The 14,704-nt window shown below is 71.5% G+C and carries 14 protein-coding genes and 1 tRNA gene; 6 read left to right on the forward strand and 9 right to left on the reverse strand.

Going from position 1 to position 14,704, the window contains the following annotated elements; translation table 11 throughout:
* On the reverse strand, positions 1–676 hold a 676-nt coding region (locus VF612_RS02495; protein ID WP_408658265.1), incomplete at its 3' end, for a phosphotransferase family protein.
* 76 nt (positions 677–752) lie between these two features.
* Positions 753–840, reverse strand: a tRNA-Leu gene (locus VF612_RS02500).
* Between the two features lie 61 nt (positions 841–901).
* Here VF612_RS02500 and VF612_RS02505 point away from each other — a divergent pair.
* The gene (locus VF612_RS02505; protein WP_408658266.1) at positions 902–2,215 is read left to right on the forward strand and encodes a M20/M25/M40 family metallo-hydrolase; all 1,314 of its coding nucleotides are present in this window, start codon (positions 902–904) and stop codon (positions 2,213–2,215) included.
* A 117-nt stretch (positions 2,216–2,332) separates the two neighbouring features.
* On the opposite strand, the gene VF612_RS02510 is transcribed toward VF612_RS02505, so the two are convergent.
* The 7 genes from VF612_RS02510 to VF612_RS02540 form a co-directional block, all read right to left on the reverse strand.
* The gene (locus tag VF612_RS02510; protein ID WP_408658267.1) at positions 2,333–2,563 is read right to left on the reverse strand and encodes a DUF5703 family protein; all 231 of its coding nucleotides are present in this window, start codon (positions 2,561–2,563) and stop codon (positions 2,333–2,335) included.
* Between the two features lie 56 nt (positions 2,564–2,619).
* Complete coding sequence (locus VF612_RS02515) at positions 2,620–4,005, reverse strand: ABC transporter substrate-binding protein (RefSeq protein WP_408658268.1); 1,386 nt, start codon at positions 4,003–4,005, stop codon at positions 2,620–2,622.
* Positions 4,006–4,063: 58 nt separating this feature from the next.
* Positions 4,064–4,951, reverse strand: coding sequence for a carbohydrate ABC transporter permease (locus tag VF612_RS02520; RefSeq protein WP_408658269.1), 888 nt, complete (start codon positions 4,949–4,951; stop codon positions 4,064–4,066).
* A gap of 25 nt (positions 4,952–4,976) precedes the next feature.
* Positions 4,977–5,882, reverse strand: coding sequence for a carbohydrate ABC transporter permease (locus VF612_RS02525; RefSeq protein WP_408658270.1), 906 nt, complete (start codon positions 5,880–5,882; stop codon positions 4,977–4,979).
* Between the two features lie 203 nt (positions 5,883–6,085).
* Positions 6,086–7,672, reverse strand: a complete 1,587-nt coding sequence (locus VF612_RS02530; protein ID WP_408658271.1) for a molybdopterin-dependent oxidoreductase — start codon at positions 7,670–7,672, stop codon at positions 6,086–6,088.
* On the reverse strand, positions 7,669–9,519 hold the full coding sequence (locus tag VF612_RS02535) for an AAA family ATPase (RefSeq protein WP_408658272.1): 1,851 nt from the start codon (positions 9,517–9,519) through the stop codon (positions 7,669–7,671). The genes VF612_RS02530 and VF612_RS02535 overlap by 4 nt, the downstream gene beginning before the upstream one ends.
* Before the next feature lie 128 nt (positions 9,520–9,647).
* Positions 9,648–10,616 (reverse strand): aldo/keto reductase, encoded by a 969-nt coding sequence (locus VF612_RS02540; RefSeq protein WP_408658273.1) that lies wholly within the window; start codon positions 10,614–10,616, stop codon positions 9,648–9,650.
* 96 nt (positions 10,617–10,712) lie between these two features.
* On the opposite strand from VF612_RS02540, the gene VF612_RS02545 reads away from it, so the two are divergent.
* The 5 genes from VF612_RS02545 to VF612_RS02565 all read left to right on the forward strand — a co-directional run.
* On the forward strand, positions 10,713–11,762 hold the full coding sequence (locus VF612_RS02545) for an LLM class F420-dependent oxidoreductase (protein ID WP_408658274.1): 1,050 nt from the start codon (positions 10,713–10,715) through the stop codon (positions 11,760–11,762).
* Complete coding sequence (locus VF612_RS02550) at positions 11,759–12,601, forward strand: undecaprenyl-diphosphate phosphatase (protein ID WP_408658275.1); 843 nt, start codon at positions 11,759–11,761, stop codon at positions 12,599–12,601. Before VF612_RS02545 ends, VF612_RS02550 begins: the two co-directional genes overlap by 4 nt.
* Before the next feature lie 60 nt (positions 12,602–12,661).
* Positions 12,662–13,351, forward strand: a complete 690-nt coding sequence (locus VF612_RS02555) for an MSMEG_4193 family putative phosphomutase (protein WP_408658277.1) — start codon at positions 12,662–12,664, stop codon at positions 13,349–13,351.
* 10 nt (positions 13,352–13,361) lie between these two features.
* Complete coding sequence (locus tag VF612_RS02560; protein ID WP_408658276.1) at positions 13,362–13,934, forward strand: DUF3090 family protein; 573 nt, start codon at positions 13,362–13,364, stop codon at positions 13,932–13,934.
* 61 nt (positions 13,935–13,995) lie between these two features.
* On the forward strand, positions 13,996–14,704 hold a 709-nt coding region (locus VF612_RS02565), incomplete at its 3' end, for an SCO1664 family protein (RefSeq protein ID WP_408658278.1).

The raw sequence follows: 14,704 nt of genomic DNA on the forward strand, positions 1-14,704 counted from the left end.
CGCCGGTGTCAGACGTCTTCCACAAGCTTGTGAACGCGATGTTGGCCAGGTCCAGCGACCGATCCCCGGAGCGCACGCCGTCCCAGTCGATGATCCCGGAGACCCGGCGGCCGTCGTCGCTGACCAACTGGCCGGTGTGCAGGTCGAAGTGCACGAGATCCCGCGCGGTCAGCTGACCTACCGACGGATCGTGCCCGACCCGGCACACGCGTTCGAGTAGTTTCCGAGTTGCCTGGCTGTAGCTCTGCAGCGTGCGGTGCCGTTGCCCGATGGCCAGGCTCGTCCGGATGAGTTCGGGCCAGTGCGGCGCCGAGTCATCGGCCAACCCGGCCTCGCGTTCGATGATGCCGATGAGGTCGTCGATCAGCGAAGCCGACAAGGCCGGATCGGAACGGCCAGGCAGGTAGTCATGGATGAGCAGGACGTCTTCTCCGTGAGCGGCAACCCTGGTGGCTGGCGCTGGCACGCCGGCGTTCCGCAGCACCTGGATGCGTCGCCCGATCGCCTCGAATACGTCCAGCGCTGCCATCGGGTGGTGCTTCACGATCACCCGCCGCCCTGAGCTGCTCGACCACAGCTCCGCGCCCTGGCTGGTGCCTCGGTAAACCCGCGTCCGGGTCCAGCCATCTGACCCCGGCACCGCCGCCTTCAGTGTCTCGGCGACGTCGCTGGGCACCCGTCGATGATGATCGGTCGCGCCGCGACCGTCTACTCGCTTTCGCGACGCGATCATGGCTATGCGTGCAGAACGATGGTGTCCGAGGGGGGACTTGAACCCCCACGCCCGTTAAAGGGCACTAGCACCTCAAGCTAGCGCGTCTGCCATTCCGCCACCCGGACGAGTGCCAGCAGGAGTCTAGCCGAAGTCGATTCCCGCACCCGGCACTGGTAGGAACTACACATGACCTCCGCAGCAGAGCCGAGCCCCGTGACCGCCGTCGACGAGGTGGCCACGCTCCTCACCGACCTGATCCGGATCAACACCTCCAATCCGACCCATGTCGAGCGGCCGGCCGCGGAGTGGGTGGCCGAGAAGCTGGACGAGGTCGGCATCGCCTCTACCATCCTCGAAGCGGCCCCCGGCCGGGCCTCCACCATCGCCCGGATCACCGGAACCAACCCCGACCGGCCGCCGCTGCTCATCCACGGCCACCTCGACGTGGTGCCTGCCGACGCCAGCGAGTGGTCGGTCGACCCGTTCGCCGGCGAGGTCAAGGACGACTACGTCTGGGGCCGCGGCGCGGTGGACATGAAGGACATGGACGCGATGACGCTGGCCGTCATCCGCGAATGGGCCCGGACCGGGGTGCAGCCCGAGCGCGACATCGTGCTGGCGTTCGTCTCCGACGAGGAGGCCGGTGGACAGCAGGGCGCGCACTGGCTGGTGGACCACCACGCCGACTACTTCGCCGATTGCACCGAGGCGATCAGCGAGGTCGGGGGCTTCTCGGTCACGGTCGGCCAGGACCTGCGGCTCTACCCGCTGCAGACGGCGGAGAAGGGCATCGGCTGGCTCAAGCTGCGCGCCGAGGGCCGTCCCGGGCACGGCTCGATGATCCACGACCACAACGCGGTCACCGAACTCGCCAAGGCGGTCACCCGGATCGGCCAGCACCAGTTCCCGATCCACGTCACCCCGACCGTCCGGCAGTTCCTGACCACCCTGGCCGAGGTGACCGGGCTGCCGATCGACCCCGACGACCCGGAGCCCGCGCTCAAGCACCTCGGCGCGATGGCCCGGATGATCGGCGCCACCCTGCGCAACACCGCCAACCCGACCATGCTCCAGGCCGGCTACAAGGCCAACGTCATCCCGTCCAGCGCCGAGGCGGTCATCGACACCCGGTTCCTGCCCGGCTACGAGGCCGAACTCTTCGACACCATCGACGAGCTGATCGGCGAGCACATCACGCGGGAGTTCATCACCTCCGACATCGCCGTGGAGACCGAGTTCGACGGCGCCGTGGTGGACGCGATGGCCGCCGCGCTCAAGGCGGAGGACCCGAACGGGGTCCCGGTGCCCTACCTGATGTCCGGCGGCACCGATGCCAAGTCCTTCTCGCTGCTCGGCATCCGCAACTTCGGCTTCTCGCCGCTGCTGCTGCCGCCGGACCTGGACTTCACCTCGCTGTTCCACGGCATCGACGAGCGGGTGCCGGTCGAGGCGCTGCAGTTCGGCGTCCGGGTGCTGGACCGGTTCCTGCGCAGCTGCTGAGCCGACCGGGCCGGTCGTTGGCCGCGCAGCAGGGCGACACGCCGACCGGCGGCTTGCTGCGGGGCCAATGATCCGGGGCAGCGGCGGATCAGGCCGGCGCGGCTCCGCAGGTGACCGTCAGGCGCTGAGCCCGGGCATCGGCACCGGCTCGGCTGCCCGGCGCTTGCGCCGCAGCAGGATCTGACGCGAGCCGTCGGCGTATCTGCGGACGCGGGCGAGCTCCCAGCCGCCGTACTCGGCATGCAATGCGAGACGCACCGCTGCGTTCACCCTCGTGACGTCCGAGGGGATCCGCAGCGGTGCGTACTCCCAGTCTGGGTCAGCGTCCGCCATGGTCTGGGTCGGCATGGCTCAATTGTGCTCCTTGCTGAGCCGCCCCAAACCATCCGGCGCCAACTCGGGGCCTATTTCACCGACGAGTTGTACTTGTCGATCAGCGACTTGGCCTGGCTGGCGGCCTCGTCCAGAGCCGCCTTGGGGTCCTTGTTCGAGGTCAGCACCGACTCCAGCGCGTTCTCGACCAGCGCCCGGATCTGCGGCAGCGTGCCCAGCAGGCAGCCCTGGGTCGGCACCCCGACCGGGGAGGCGGCCAGCTGGTCGATCGCGGTCTTGAACTGCGGCTTCTCCGCGACCCACTGCTTGTCGATGTCCTCCTCCAGCGCGGCCTTGGTGATCGGGAAGTAACCGGTCTTGGTGTGCCAGTACGCCGCGTTGGCCGGCTCCAGCAGGAACTTGCCGAACTCCCAGGACGCCCGCTGCTCGGCAGCCGAATGACCCTCGCGCCCGATCCAGAGCGACGCGCCGCCGATGATCGGGCCGCCGGTGTCGGACGCCTGGATCTTCGGGAACGGCGCGGTGGCCACCTCGAACGTGCCGGCGGCCGCCGTGACATAGCCGCCGAGCGCGCCGGTGGACTCCAGGTGCATGGCGACCGTGCCGGACTTGAACGCCGCCTGCGCGTCGTCGGTCTTGCGGCCGGTGTTGGTGGCCAGGCCGTCGTCGACCATGCCCTTCCACCAGGACAGCACCTTCACCTGCTCCGGGTCGTCGAAGGTGACCGCGTCCGCCCGCTTGGTGCGGCCGTTGTCGTTGTTGCAGTACGTCTTGCCCGCCTGGGCGGTGAGCTGCTCGAAGAACCAGCCGTAGATCGCCGCGCCGAAACCGAACTTCGCCGCCCCGCTGGCCTTGATCTTCTCGGCGGCGGTGCGGATCTCGTCCAGGTTCGCCGGGGGCTTGGTCGGGTCCAGGCCGGCCTTGGTGAACGCCGTCTTGTTGATGTAGAGCACCGGCACCGAGGAGTTGAACGGCATGCTCTGCAGCTTGCCGGCGCGGGAGTAGTAGCCCTTGATCGCCGGCTGGATGTCGGACAGGTCGTACTTGTCCAGGTCGGCGAAGGCCTGCGCCGGGATGGTCTGGCCCGAGTCGGCCATGAAGCCGGAGCCGATGTCATAGATCTGCACCAGCGCCGGCGTCTGCTTGGCCTGCACCGCGGCCTTGTACTTGGTGATGGTGTCGTCGTAGCTGCCCTGGAAGGTCGGCTTGACGGTGATCTTGCCCGAGTGCGCCGAGTTGAACTTCTCCACCAGCGCGTTCAGCGCATCGGCATTGGCGCCCTTCATCGCGTGCCAGAACGACACCGTCACCGGGCCGGAGTTCAGGACGTCGGCGCCGGGGGCGGCGTCGGAGCCCTTGGCGTCCGAGCCGTTGGACGAGCTGCCGCACGCCACCGTCAGGGCCAGCGCCAACGCCGCCGTCCCGGACCACAGCGTCCTGCTCAAGCGATACCTCATGGATGTGCCTTTCGATCGGGGGCTTTGGTCGTACCAGGACGAGGAGCCACGGAGGCCCTTAACGGACCGCACCGGCGGTGAGGCCGCGAACCAGGAACCGCTGGCCGAGGGCGACCAGCAGCGCCGTGGGGATCAGCGCCATGCTGACCCCCGCCAGGATCAGGCCGGGGTTGGCCTGCTCGGCGTCATTGAGCGAGGACAGGCCGATCTGCAGGGTCTGCATCCTCGGCGAGTCGGTCACCAGCAACGGCCAGAAGAACTGGTTCCAGGCCGAGAGGAACACGAAGATGGCGACGCTGGCCAGCGCCGGGCGCGACAGCGGCAGCAGGATCTGCAGCAGGAACCGGGCATGGCCGGCCCCGTCCAGCGTCGCGGCGTCGCGCAGCTCGATGGGGAAGCTGCGGAAGGCCTGCCGCAGCAGGAAGGTGCCGAACCCGCCGGCCAGGAACGGCAGGATCAGCGCCAGGTAGGTGTTGCGCAGCTGGTGCTCGGCCATGAACAGGAAGTTCGGGATGATGATCGCTTCCCACGGCACCATCAGGGTGAGCATGAACAGCGCGAAGAACGCCCGCCGAAACGGCATCGTCAGGAACACGAACGCGTAGGCGGACAGCACCGCGCAGACCAACTGGGCGACGGTGATCGCCACCGCCACCAGGGTGGAGTTGAAGTACTGGCGGCCCAGCGGAATGGCGTGGAAGACGCCGCGGTAGTTGGCGAAGGTGAGGGTGTGCGGGATCAGCGACGGGGGAGCCGAGGCGATGTCGCGCGGCCCCATCACGCTGCCGACCACGGTGTAGTAGACCGGGAACAGCACCACCACGGCCAGCAGCAGCAGCGAGACGATGCGGGCCAGCCGGCCGGCTGACATCGCGCGCCGCGGCCGTGCCTGGGCGGGCCGGCCACCGGCTGCCGAGGCCGGGCGGCTCTGGGTGGCGACGCTCACGGGGCACTCCTGGCTGCCGGTCGGCTCATCGGTAGAACACCTTTCGTTCGAGGACCCCGAACTGGATCGCGGTGACGGCGATGACCACCACCAGCAGCACGATCGCCTGCGCCGATCCGGTGCCGTAGTCGGAGGCCCCGTTGGCGAAGGCGGTGTGGTAGATCCAGTACACGAGCGTGGTGGTGTGCCCGGTCGGCCCGCCCCTGGTCAGCAGGTGGATCTGGCCGAAGCTCTGCAGCGCGTGGATGGTGTCGACCACGATCAGGAAGAACAGCGTCGGGGTGATCATCGGGATGGTGATCGACCAGGCGATCCGCCAGGTGCCCGCGCCGTCGAGCCGGGCGGCCTCGTACAGCTGCTCGTCCACGCCGCCGATCCCGGCCAGCAGCACCAGCATGTTGTAGCCCAGGCTCATCCAGATGGTGGTGATCGCGATGCTGATCAGCGCCGTGCCGGGCTGGGTCAGCCAGTTCACCGGGGCGAAGCCGAGGGAGGTCACCAGGTAGTTGGCGATGCCGATGGCCGGGTTGAACAGCGCGGCGAACACCACCGAGGCCGCCGCCACCGAATACGCGAACGGCATCGCGAACGCCGAGCGCAGCACTCGCAGCCCGCGCAGGGGGTGCTGCAGCAGCAACCCCAGCATCAGCGCGAGCAGGATGCTCGGCAGCACCGTCAGCAGCACGTACCCGGCGGTCACGGCGAGCACCCGGCCGAACTCCGGGTCGTGCAGCACCGCCTTGAAGTTCGCCAGCCCCACCGAGCGGTTGGCCCGCCCGAACAGGTCCTGGCCGGTGGTGCTCAGCCGGAACGTCCTGACCAGCGGCCAGAACAGGAACAGCACGAACACCACCAGGGACGGCAGCAGGAGGAGCAGGCTCAGGACGCGTTCGCGTCCCGTGCCGGGCTTGGTGATTGCGGCGGTTGCCACGCTGCCTCCATTCGATCGGCCACACGCTGGCCGCCTCGCAGCGTGGATCGCCCTGTCGGACGGGCGAGCTCACTCCGAGCAAGGTTCTTCTGATGCTAACCAGGGCCAGCGCCGAAAGCTGGCAAGCAGGGCCGGAGGAATCTCTGTCACGGCCGGATCAGCCGGGCCGGATCACTCACCCGGATCACTCACCGGCAGCGGGCTCAGCGCGCCGCGCGCACCGTGACGCTGTGCAGGCCGGTGGCCCCGGACGGGAACGGGTCGGTGTCCCGGGCGTCCTGCGGGTTGCCATCCCGGTCGAAGGCCCGGACCCGCAGCCGGTGCTGGCCGGGTGACTGCGGGGTCCAGAGGTAGACCCATTGCCGCCAGGTGTCCACCGACGGAACCGGCGCGAGGCTGGCCTGCTGCCAGGGGCCGTTGTCGACCTGCACCTCGACCCGCGACACACCGACGTGCTGGTCCCAGGCCACGCCGGCCACCGGGACGGGCTCGCCGACCTTGACCGCGCCCGGCGGCACCGGACGGTCGATCCGGGACGACAGTTTGACCGGAGCGCGGTCCACCCAGCCCCGGCGCACCCAGTAGGCCCGGTAGTCGTCGAACGTGGTGGCCCGCAGGCCGGTGATCCACTTGCACGCCGAGACGTAGCCGTACAGGCCCGGCACCACCATCCGGACCGGGAAGCCGTGCTCGGTGGTCAGCACCTCGCCGTTCATGGCGACGGCCAGCATCGCGTCCCGGCCGTCCATCACCACCGCCGTCGGCGAGCCGATCGTCATGCCGTCGCTGGAGGAGGCCACCAGCTGGTCGGCCGCCGGGGAGATGCCGGCCTCGCGCAGCAGGTCGGCCAGCAGCACCCCGCGGAAGGTCGCGTTGCCGATCAGCTCGCCGCCGACCTCGTTGGAGACGCAGGCCAGGGTGATCCAGCGTTCCACCAGCGGCCTGGCCAGCAGGTCGGCATAGGTCAGCGTCAACGGCCGCTCGACCATCCCCGAGATGCGCAGCTTCCAGGTCGCGGGGTTGATCTGCGGAACGCTGAGCGCGGTGTCGATCCGGTAGAAGTAGTCGGCCGGGGTCTGGAACGGCAGCCCGCTCTTGCCCAGGTCGAAGTTGTTCACCCCGCTGGTCGCGCCGGCAGCCTGCGCCGAGGCCGAGGGCAGCGGGCCGGGGCCGGACACCGGCTCGGGCAGCCGGATCGCCGCCCGGGCGGCCGAGGCGTCATAACGCAGGTGCTGCAGCGCCCGGCCGCCGAAACCGCCGAAGAGGGCGAGCCCCGCGCCGGCCAGGCTGCCCTGCAGGAACCGGCGCCGGTCGGCCAGCAGCGCGCCGGGCTTGGCCGGCTCGAAATCGGTGCCGGTGACCGTCCGGACCAGCGCGGCCAGGGCCGCCATCGCGGCCAGCGCGCCGACGATCGAGGGCAACGCATCGGCGGCGCGGGAGGCATTGGCGGTCTGCGCGCAGTAGCCGCCGACGATGCCGAGCAGTGCGATCCCGGCCATCCCCAGCCGCAGCGATCGCATCGCCAGCAGGCCGATCAGCACCGCGAGCACCGCCAGTCCTGAGTAGATCCCGCCCAGCAGGACCGCCTTGTCGGCGGTGCCGAACCGCTCGATCGCGAACCGCTTCACCGGCTCGGGGGTGAGCAGGATGAACCGGTTGCCCACCGCGATCACCGGCGAGGCCGCCGGCCGGACCAGCGAGGCCGCCAGCTCGCCCACGCCGACCGCCACCCCGGCCGCCAGCAGCCCGACGGCAGCAGAGACGCCGAACCGGCGCAGACGCGGGATCACCTTTCCATGATGGCCTGCTCCGTGCACAGCATCGTGACAAGCATCGTCCGGCGGGGTTTGGCGCCGACGGTGCGGACGGCCCGGACCAGCGCCGGGCCGCTGCCGTGCACCACCGACAGGTGCGCCCGGGCCCGGGTCAGCGCGGTGTAGACCAGCGGCCGGGACAGCATCCGGCCCGCCTCCGGGGGCAGCACCACGATCACGCCGCGGAACTCCGAGCCCTGCGCGCGGTGCACCGTGATCGCCCAGCCGTGGCTGATGTCGGCCAGCATCTTGCCGCTGACCTCGGCCAGCGCCGGGACGTCCGTGCCGAAGTCGATGGTCACCACCTTGTCGCGGACCGCGGTGACGGTGCCGACCTCGCCGTTGGCGAAACCGGTGGGCGTGGCCTCCAGGTGGTTGGCGGTGGCCACCACCCGGTCCCCGGGGTCGAACCGGTTGGCGGCCTTGCGGAACGGCGACGGGTTCAGCTGGGCCTTGAGGGCGGCGTTGAGCTCGATGGTCCCGGCCGGGCCGCGGTGCACCGGGGTGACCACCTGGATCTGTTCGGTCTCGATGCCCAGCGCCCGCGGGATCGAGTCGGTCATCAGCTGCACCACCCGGCGCGCGCACTCGGCGGACCCGCGGGCCGGGACGATCACCACCTCCCGGTCCGGCGAGTCGACCGCCGGCAGCTCGCCGGCCCGGACCGCCGTGGCCAGCCGGGCGATCGCGCCGCCGGCGTCCTGGCGGTAGAGGGTGGCCAGCTCCACCACCGCGACCGCGCCCGAGGCGATCAGGTCGGCCAGCACCTGGCCGGGGCCGATCGAGGGCAGCTGGGCCGAATCGCCGACGATCATCAGGTGGGTGCCGTCGGCGCAGGCCCGCAACAGCGCCGCGGCCAGCTCCACGTCGAGCATCGAGGCCTCGTCGACGACCACCAGGTCCTCGTCCAGCGGCCAGTCCGCGCCCCGGGCGAACCCGGCGCTGAAGTCGATCTCGCCGCTGTCGCCCGAGCGCGGCTGGACGCCCAGCAGCCGGTGGATGGTCATCGCCTCGGCATCGCACAGCTCGGCCAGCCGCTTGGCCGCCCGTCCGGTGGGCGCGGCCAGCGCCACCGACTTGCCGACCCGGCCGGCCTCGCGGACCACGGTGGCCACCGTCCGGCTCTTGCCGGTGCCCGGCCCGCCGGTCAGCACGCTGACCCCGTGGGCCAGCGCGTTGCCGACCGCGCTGCGCTGCACCTCGTCCAAGCCGTCCAGCTCATCGGCCGCCTTCTTGGACTTGCCTCTCTTCTTGGCCGCCGCCACGAACGGCGAGGCCGACCCGATCAACCGGCGCACCGACCCGGCGATCTCGGCCTCGGCCGCCGCGTAGCGGGTCAGCGCCAGCATCGGCTCGGCGTCCCCGGTGCTCACCTGCTGCACCGTCTCGCCGGCGCAGGCGTCGGTGATCGCCCGGTCCGGGTCGGGGATCCGGAACAGCTCCAGGTCCAGCTTCACCTCCGCCGCCGGCCATACGGTGTGGCCCTCGCGCGCCACCCGGGCCAGCACGAACCCCACCAGCGCGCGGGACCGCCGCGGGTCCGACAGCTCCACGCCCGGCAGCGCGGCCCGGGCCAGCGCGTCGGCGTCGGGGACGTCCACGCCGGGCAGCTGCAGCAGCCGCCACGGGTCATCGCGCAGCAGCCGGTGCGCGCCGGCGCCGAAGGTGTCCACCGCCCGGGCGGCCAGCCGGGCCGGCAGCCCGGCGGCCAGCAGCAGCTCGACGACCTCGTAGGCCGGCTGGGCGGCCAGGAACGCCGAGAACAGCCGTCCGGCGCGCAGCTGCCCCACCTTGGGCAACCGGACCAGCGCGGCGACGGTCACGTCCTGCGGCCCGCAGATGCCGGCGTCGGCCAGCTCCGCGGCCAGGGTGCTGCCGAGCCCCGGCCACAGCCCCGCCGAGCAGAACGCCGCGAAGGCTGCTTTCTCCTGGTCGGCCGGGGCAGGCCCGGTCAGCGGACGTCCTCGGGATAGCCGAGCCGGGGCGCGGAGACGTCATCGAGGGCCAGCTGGATCTCTAACGGCAGCTCGACCGCCAGTGACTGCACCGCGGCGGTCAGCTGGCCCAGGGTGCGGGCCCCGACGATCGCGGCGGCCACCCCGGGACGGTTGCGCAGCCAGGACAGCGCCACCGTGATCGGGGAGGTGGCGAGCCCGTCCGCGGCGGTGGCGACCGCCTCGACGATGCCCACCTGGCGGCTGTCGGAGTAGCTGGACAGGCTCCGGCCCTGCGCCGCGCCCCGGGAGTCCGACGGCACCCCGTGCCGGTACTTGCCGGTCAGCACCCCGCCACCCAGCGGCGAGTAGGCGAGGATCCCCAGCCCCAGCTCCAGGCAGGCCGGCAGCACCTCGCGCTCCACGCCGCGCTCGAGCAGGGAGTAGCGCACCTGGTTGGAGACCAGCGGCGCCCTTCCCGGCACCGCCCGCTGCCAGGTCGCGGCCTGCGCGGTCCGCCAGCCGGGATAGTTCGACACCCCGACGTAGCGGACCTTGCCCGCGCTCACCGCGGCGTCCAGGGCCGCCAGCGTCTCCTCGGCCGGCACGCTCGAGTCCACGGTGTGCACCTGCCACAGGTCCAGGTAGTCCACGCCCAGGTTGGCCAGCGACTCGTCCAGGGTCTTGAGCAGGACCCCGCGCGAGGTGTTCACCGACCGCTGGTCGCCGTTCCAGCTGAGGCCGGCCTTGGACGCGATCAGCAGCTCCGAGCGGGGCACCACGTCGGCGATCAGGGCGCCGAGGATGCGTTCGGCATCGCCCTGGGCGTAGGAGGCCGCGGTGTCGACCAGGGTGCCGCCGGCGTCATGGAAGGCGACCAGGATGGCCGCGGCCTCGTCCGGGTCGGTGCCGGCGCCCCAGGTCATGGTGCCCAGGCCCAGCCGGGACACCTTCAGGCCGCTCCGTCCCAGCGCGCGCAGTTCCACGGGGCAGAACCTAGTGCACCGGCTCGGACCGGGCCGGGACGCGCACCGTCCGCGCCGCTCCTACCAGCCGGTAGCGGTGTCGGTAGGGTGACCGGCGTGAAACTGGGACTGAACCTCGGCTACTGGGGCATGGGCAACGACGCCGACAACCTCGCGCTGGCCCGGGAAGCCGACGTGCTCGGCTACTCCTGCGCCTGGGCGGCCGAGGCCTACGGCTCGGACGCGCCCACGGTGCTCGCCTGGGTCGGGGCGCAGACCGAGCAGATCGGGCTGGGCAGCTCCATCCTGCAGATCCCGGCCCGCAGCCCGGCGATGGCGGCGATGACCGCGGCGACCCTGGACACCCTCTCCGGTGGCCGGTTCCGGCTGGGGCTCGGGGTGTCCGGCCCGCAGGTGTCGGAGGGGTGGCACGGCGTCCGGTTCGCCCAGCCGCTGGCCCGCACCCGGGAGTACGTCGACATCGTCAACCTGGCGCTGAGCCGCAAGCGGGTGCGCTACGAGGGCAGCCACTACACGCTGCCGCTGCCCGACGGCCCCGGCAAGGCGCTGCAGCTCACCGTGCACCCGGTTCGGAAGCACATCCCGATCTACCTGGCCTCGGTCGGCCCGAAGAACCTGGAGCTGACCGGCGAGATCGCCGACGGCTGGCTGGCGATCTTCTTCTCCACCGACTTCGCCGCCGAGCAGCTGGCCCGGATCTCCGCCGGCCGCGCCAAGGTCGGCAAGGACCTCGACGGCTTCGACGTGGTGGCCAGCGCGCCGCTGGCGATCGGCGACGACCTGGCGGCGTTGGCCGAGCCGATCCGGGGCTACGCCGCGCTCTACATCGGCGGCATGGGCAGCCGGGACGTCAACTTCTACAACCAGCTGGCGGTGCGGATGGGCTACCAGGCCGAAGCCGCGGAGATCCAGACGCAGTACCTGGCCCGGGAGTACCTGGCCGCGGCGAAAGCGGTGCCCTTCGAGTTCATCGACTCGACGTCGCTGCTCGGCCCGCCGGAGCGGATCGCCCAGCGGATGGCGGAGTTCGCCGCCGCCGGGGTCACCACCCTGAACGTGATGCCCTACGCCACCACCCTGGAGGACCGGCTGGCCAGCCTGCGGACCGCTGCCGAGGCGCTGCAGGCGTCGGGGGCCGCGTCGTGAGCGCTGACATCTCGGTCCTGCAGGCCGGGCTCTACGGCGTGGTGCAGGGACTGACCGAGTTCCTGCCGATCTCGTCCACGGCGCATCTGCGGATCATGCAGGCCTGGATGAACCCGGACGTCGACCAGCCCGGCTTCACCGCCTTCACCGCGGTCATCCAGCTCGGCACGATGGCCGCGGTGGTGCTGTTCTTCTGGCGCGAGCTGCTGCATGTCGCGGTGGCCTGGCTGCGCGGGCTGGTCGACCGCCAGGTGCGTGACAGCCTGGAGTACCGGATGGGCTGGTACCTGATCCTGGCGACCATCCCGGTCGGGGTGTTCGGGTTTCTCTTCAAGGACCAGATCACCACCGGCGCCCGCAACCTGTGGCTGATCGCCACCGCGCTGATCGTGCTGGCGCTGGTGCTGGGGCTGGCCGAGCGGGTCGGCAGCAGGACCCGGACCGAGGAGGACATCAACACCAAGGACGCCCTGGTGGTCGGCGTAGCCCAGTCGCTGGCCCTGATCCCCGGCGTGTCGCGGTCCGGCTCGACCATCACCGCCGGGCTGTTCCGCGGCCTGGACCGGGTCACCGCGGCCCGGTTCTCCTTCCTGCTGTCGGTGCCCGCGGTGGTGGCCTCGGGGCTGTTCGAGGCCAGGGACATCGGCGAGCCCGGAGCCCCGGGGATGGGCGTCACCCTGGTCGCGACGGTGATCTCGTTCGGGGTCGGGCTGGCCTCGATCGCCTGGCTGCTGCGCTACGTCTCCCGGCACTCGACGTTCGTGTTCATCGCCTACCGGGTGGCGCTCGGCGTGCTGCTGCTCGGGCTGCTGGCCAGCGGCGCCGTCTCAGCGACCTGATCCCTCGACAAGGCGGCTACCTTGCCCACTGTTCTCCTGCTCAGGCACGGCCTGACCGCGATGACCGGCCCGGTGCTGGCCGGCCGGACGCCGGCGGTCCACCTCGACGAGCGCGGCCAGGCCCAGGCGGCCGCGGTCGCCGACCGGCTGGCGGTGCTGCCGCTGGCCGCGGTCGTGACCAGCCCGCTGGAGCGCTGCGCCGAGACCGCCCGGGCCGTCACCCGCGCCCAGAAGGCAGCCGGCCGGACGGTGCCGCAGCGTTCGGACCGGCGGCTGCTGGAATGCGACTACGGGGACTGGACCGGCCGCCGGATCGACTCGCTGGCCAAGGACCCGCTGTGGCCGGTGGTGCAGTCACACCCGTCCGGGGTGCGGTTTCCCGGCGGCGAGTCGATGGCCGCGATGGCCGAGCGGGCGGTGCGCGCGGTGCGCGACCTCGACGCCTCGGTGGGCGAGAGGTCCGGGCCGGAGGCGCTCTGGGTGGCGTGCAGCCACGGCGACGTGATCAAGGCGATCCTGGCCGACGCGCTGGGCATGCACCTGGACCTGTTCCAGCGGCTGGTGGTGGACCCGTGCTCGGTGTCGGCCGTCCGCTACACCGCCGGGCGCCCGTTCGTGCTCAGCACCAACGACACCGCCGGCGAGCTCAGCCGGTTCCTGCCGCCACCGCCGGCCAAGGGCGCTGCGGGGAGGCGGCGGACGTCCTCGGATGCGACCGTCGGCGGTGGCGCGGGAGCCGGCGCCGTCTAGGCTGGATGTAATGAGCCGACAGTTCTTTTTCTTCGACCAGCCGCGACGTTTCGTCGTCGGCACCGTTGGCCAACCCGGCGAACGGGTGTTCTACCTCCAAGCCGCCGATGACGGCCGGATCGTCAGCGTGGCGCTGGAGAAGTCGCAGGTCTCGGTGCTCGCGGAGCGGCTGGAGCAACTGCTCGCCGAGGTCGCCAGCCGCAGCGGTTTCGAGCTGCCCGAGGCGGTCTCGCCGGACACCGATCCGCTGGAGAGCCCGATCGACGAGGAGTTCCGGGTCGCGGCCATGGGGCTTGCCTACGACACCGACTCCGGCCTGATCCTGGTCGAGGCGCAGGCGCCCGCGGAGTCTCCGGAAGCCGCCGAGGCCAGCTTGCTGGAGGACACCGAGGAAGGCCCGGACGCGCTCCGGGTGCGGCTGGCCCACCAGGCCGCGGTGGACTTCGTGGAGCGGGCCCGCCGGGTGATCGCGGCCGGCCGGCCGCCGTGCCCGTTGTGCAACGAGCCGCTGGACTCGTCGGGTCACGTCTGCCCACGCAGCAACGGCTACCGTCGGCAGGTCCGGTTGGGGTCGGGTGACTGAGCTCACCCCGCCGGTGGCGCTACCGGTGCTCGACGCTCTGGAACTGCTCGAACGAGGCGAGATGACGGTCCAGGGCCGCATCACCACGGCCTCCAACGCCACCCTCTACTGCGCCATCGAGCTGGACGGCGTGACGGCGGCCTGCGTCTACAAGCCGGTGGCCGGCGAGCGCCCGCTGTGGGACTTCCCCGACGGCACGCTGGCCCAGCGGGAGGTGGCGACCTACCTCGTCGCCGCCGCGACCGGCTGGGATCCGGTGCCGCCCACCGTGCTGCGCGAGGGACCGGTGGGCACCGGCATGGTCCAGCTCTGGATCGCCCACGACGAATCGTTCGACATCCTCGCCGCCATCAACTCCGGCGAGCTGCCGCCGTTGCAGCGGATAGCGCTGCTGGACGCGGTGGTCAACAACTCCGACCGGAAGGTCTCGCACCTGCTGCCGGTCACCGCCGGCCGGCCGGACGCTGCTGCCGTGCCGGATACAGCCGTTGCGCCGGACGCTGCTGCCGCGCCGACCTCTGCCGCCGCGCCGGATACAGCTGCCGCGCCGGATACAGCTGCCGCGCCGGACAAGCCCGATCTGCATGTCTACGGCGTCGACCACGGCGTGAGCTTCGCCACCGAGAACAAGCTGCGGACGGTGCTGTGGCAATGGGCCGGCGACCCGATCCCGGACGAGGGCATCGAGGTGCTGCACCGGCTGGCCGAGCAGCTCGACGCCGGGTTGGGTGAGCAGCTGGCGGAGCTGCTCACCACCGCCGAGGTCCGGG

This window comes from Jatrophihabitans sp., from assembly GCF_036388195.1.
Taxonomy (GTDB): domain Bacteria; phylum Actinomycetota; class Actinomycetes; order Mycobacteriales; family Jatrophihabitantaceae; genus Jatrophihabitans_A.

What these genes read in the sequence shown, in the direction of transcription:
- VF612_RS02555 (WP_408658277.1), top strand. Translation starts at nt 12,662, where the DNA reads ATGACCGGCCCGGTGCTGGCCGGCCGGACGCCGGCGGTCCACCTCGAC.
- VF612_RS02560 (WP_408658276.1), top strand. Translation starts at nt 13,362, where the DNA reads ATGAGCCGACAGTTCTTTTTCTTCGACCAGCCGCGACGTTTCGTCGTC.
- VF612_RS02515 (WP_408658268.1), bottom strand. Translation starts at nt 4,005, where the DNA reads ATGAGGTATCGCTTGAGCAGGACGCTGTGGTCCGGGACGGCGGCGTTG.
- VF612_RS02510 (WP_408658267.1), bottom strand. Translation starts at nt 2,563, where the DNA reads ATGCCGACCCAGACCATGGCGGACGCTGACCCAGACTGGGAGTACGCA.
- VF612_RS02505 (WP_408658266.1), top strand. Translation starts at nt 902, where the DNA reads ATGACCTCCGCAGCAGAGCCGAGCCCCGTGACCGCCGTCGACGAGGTG.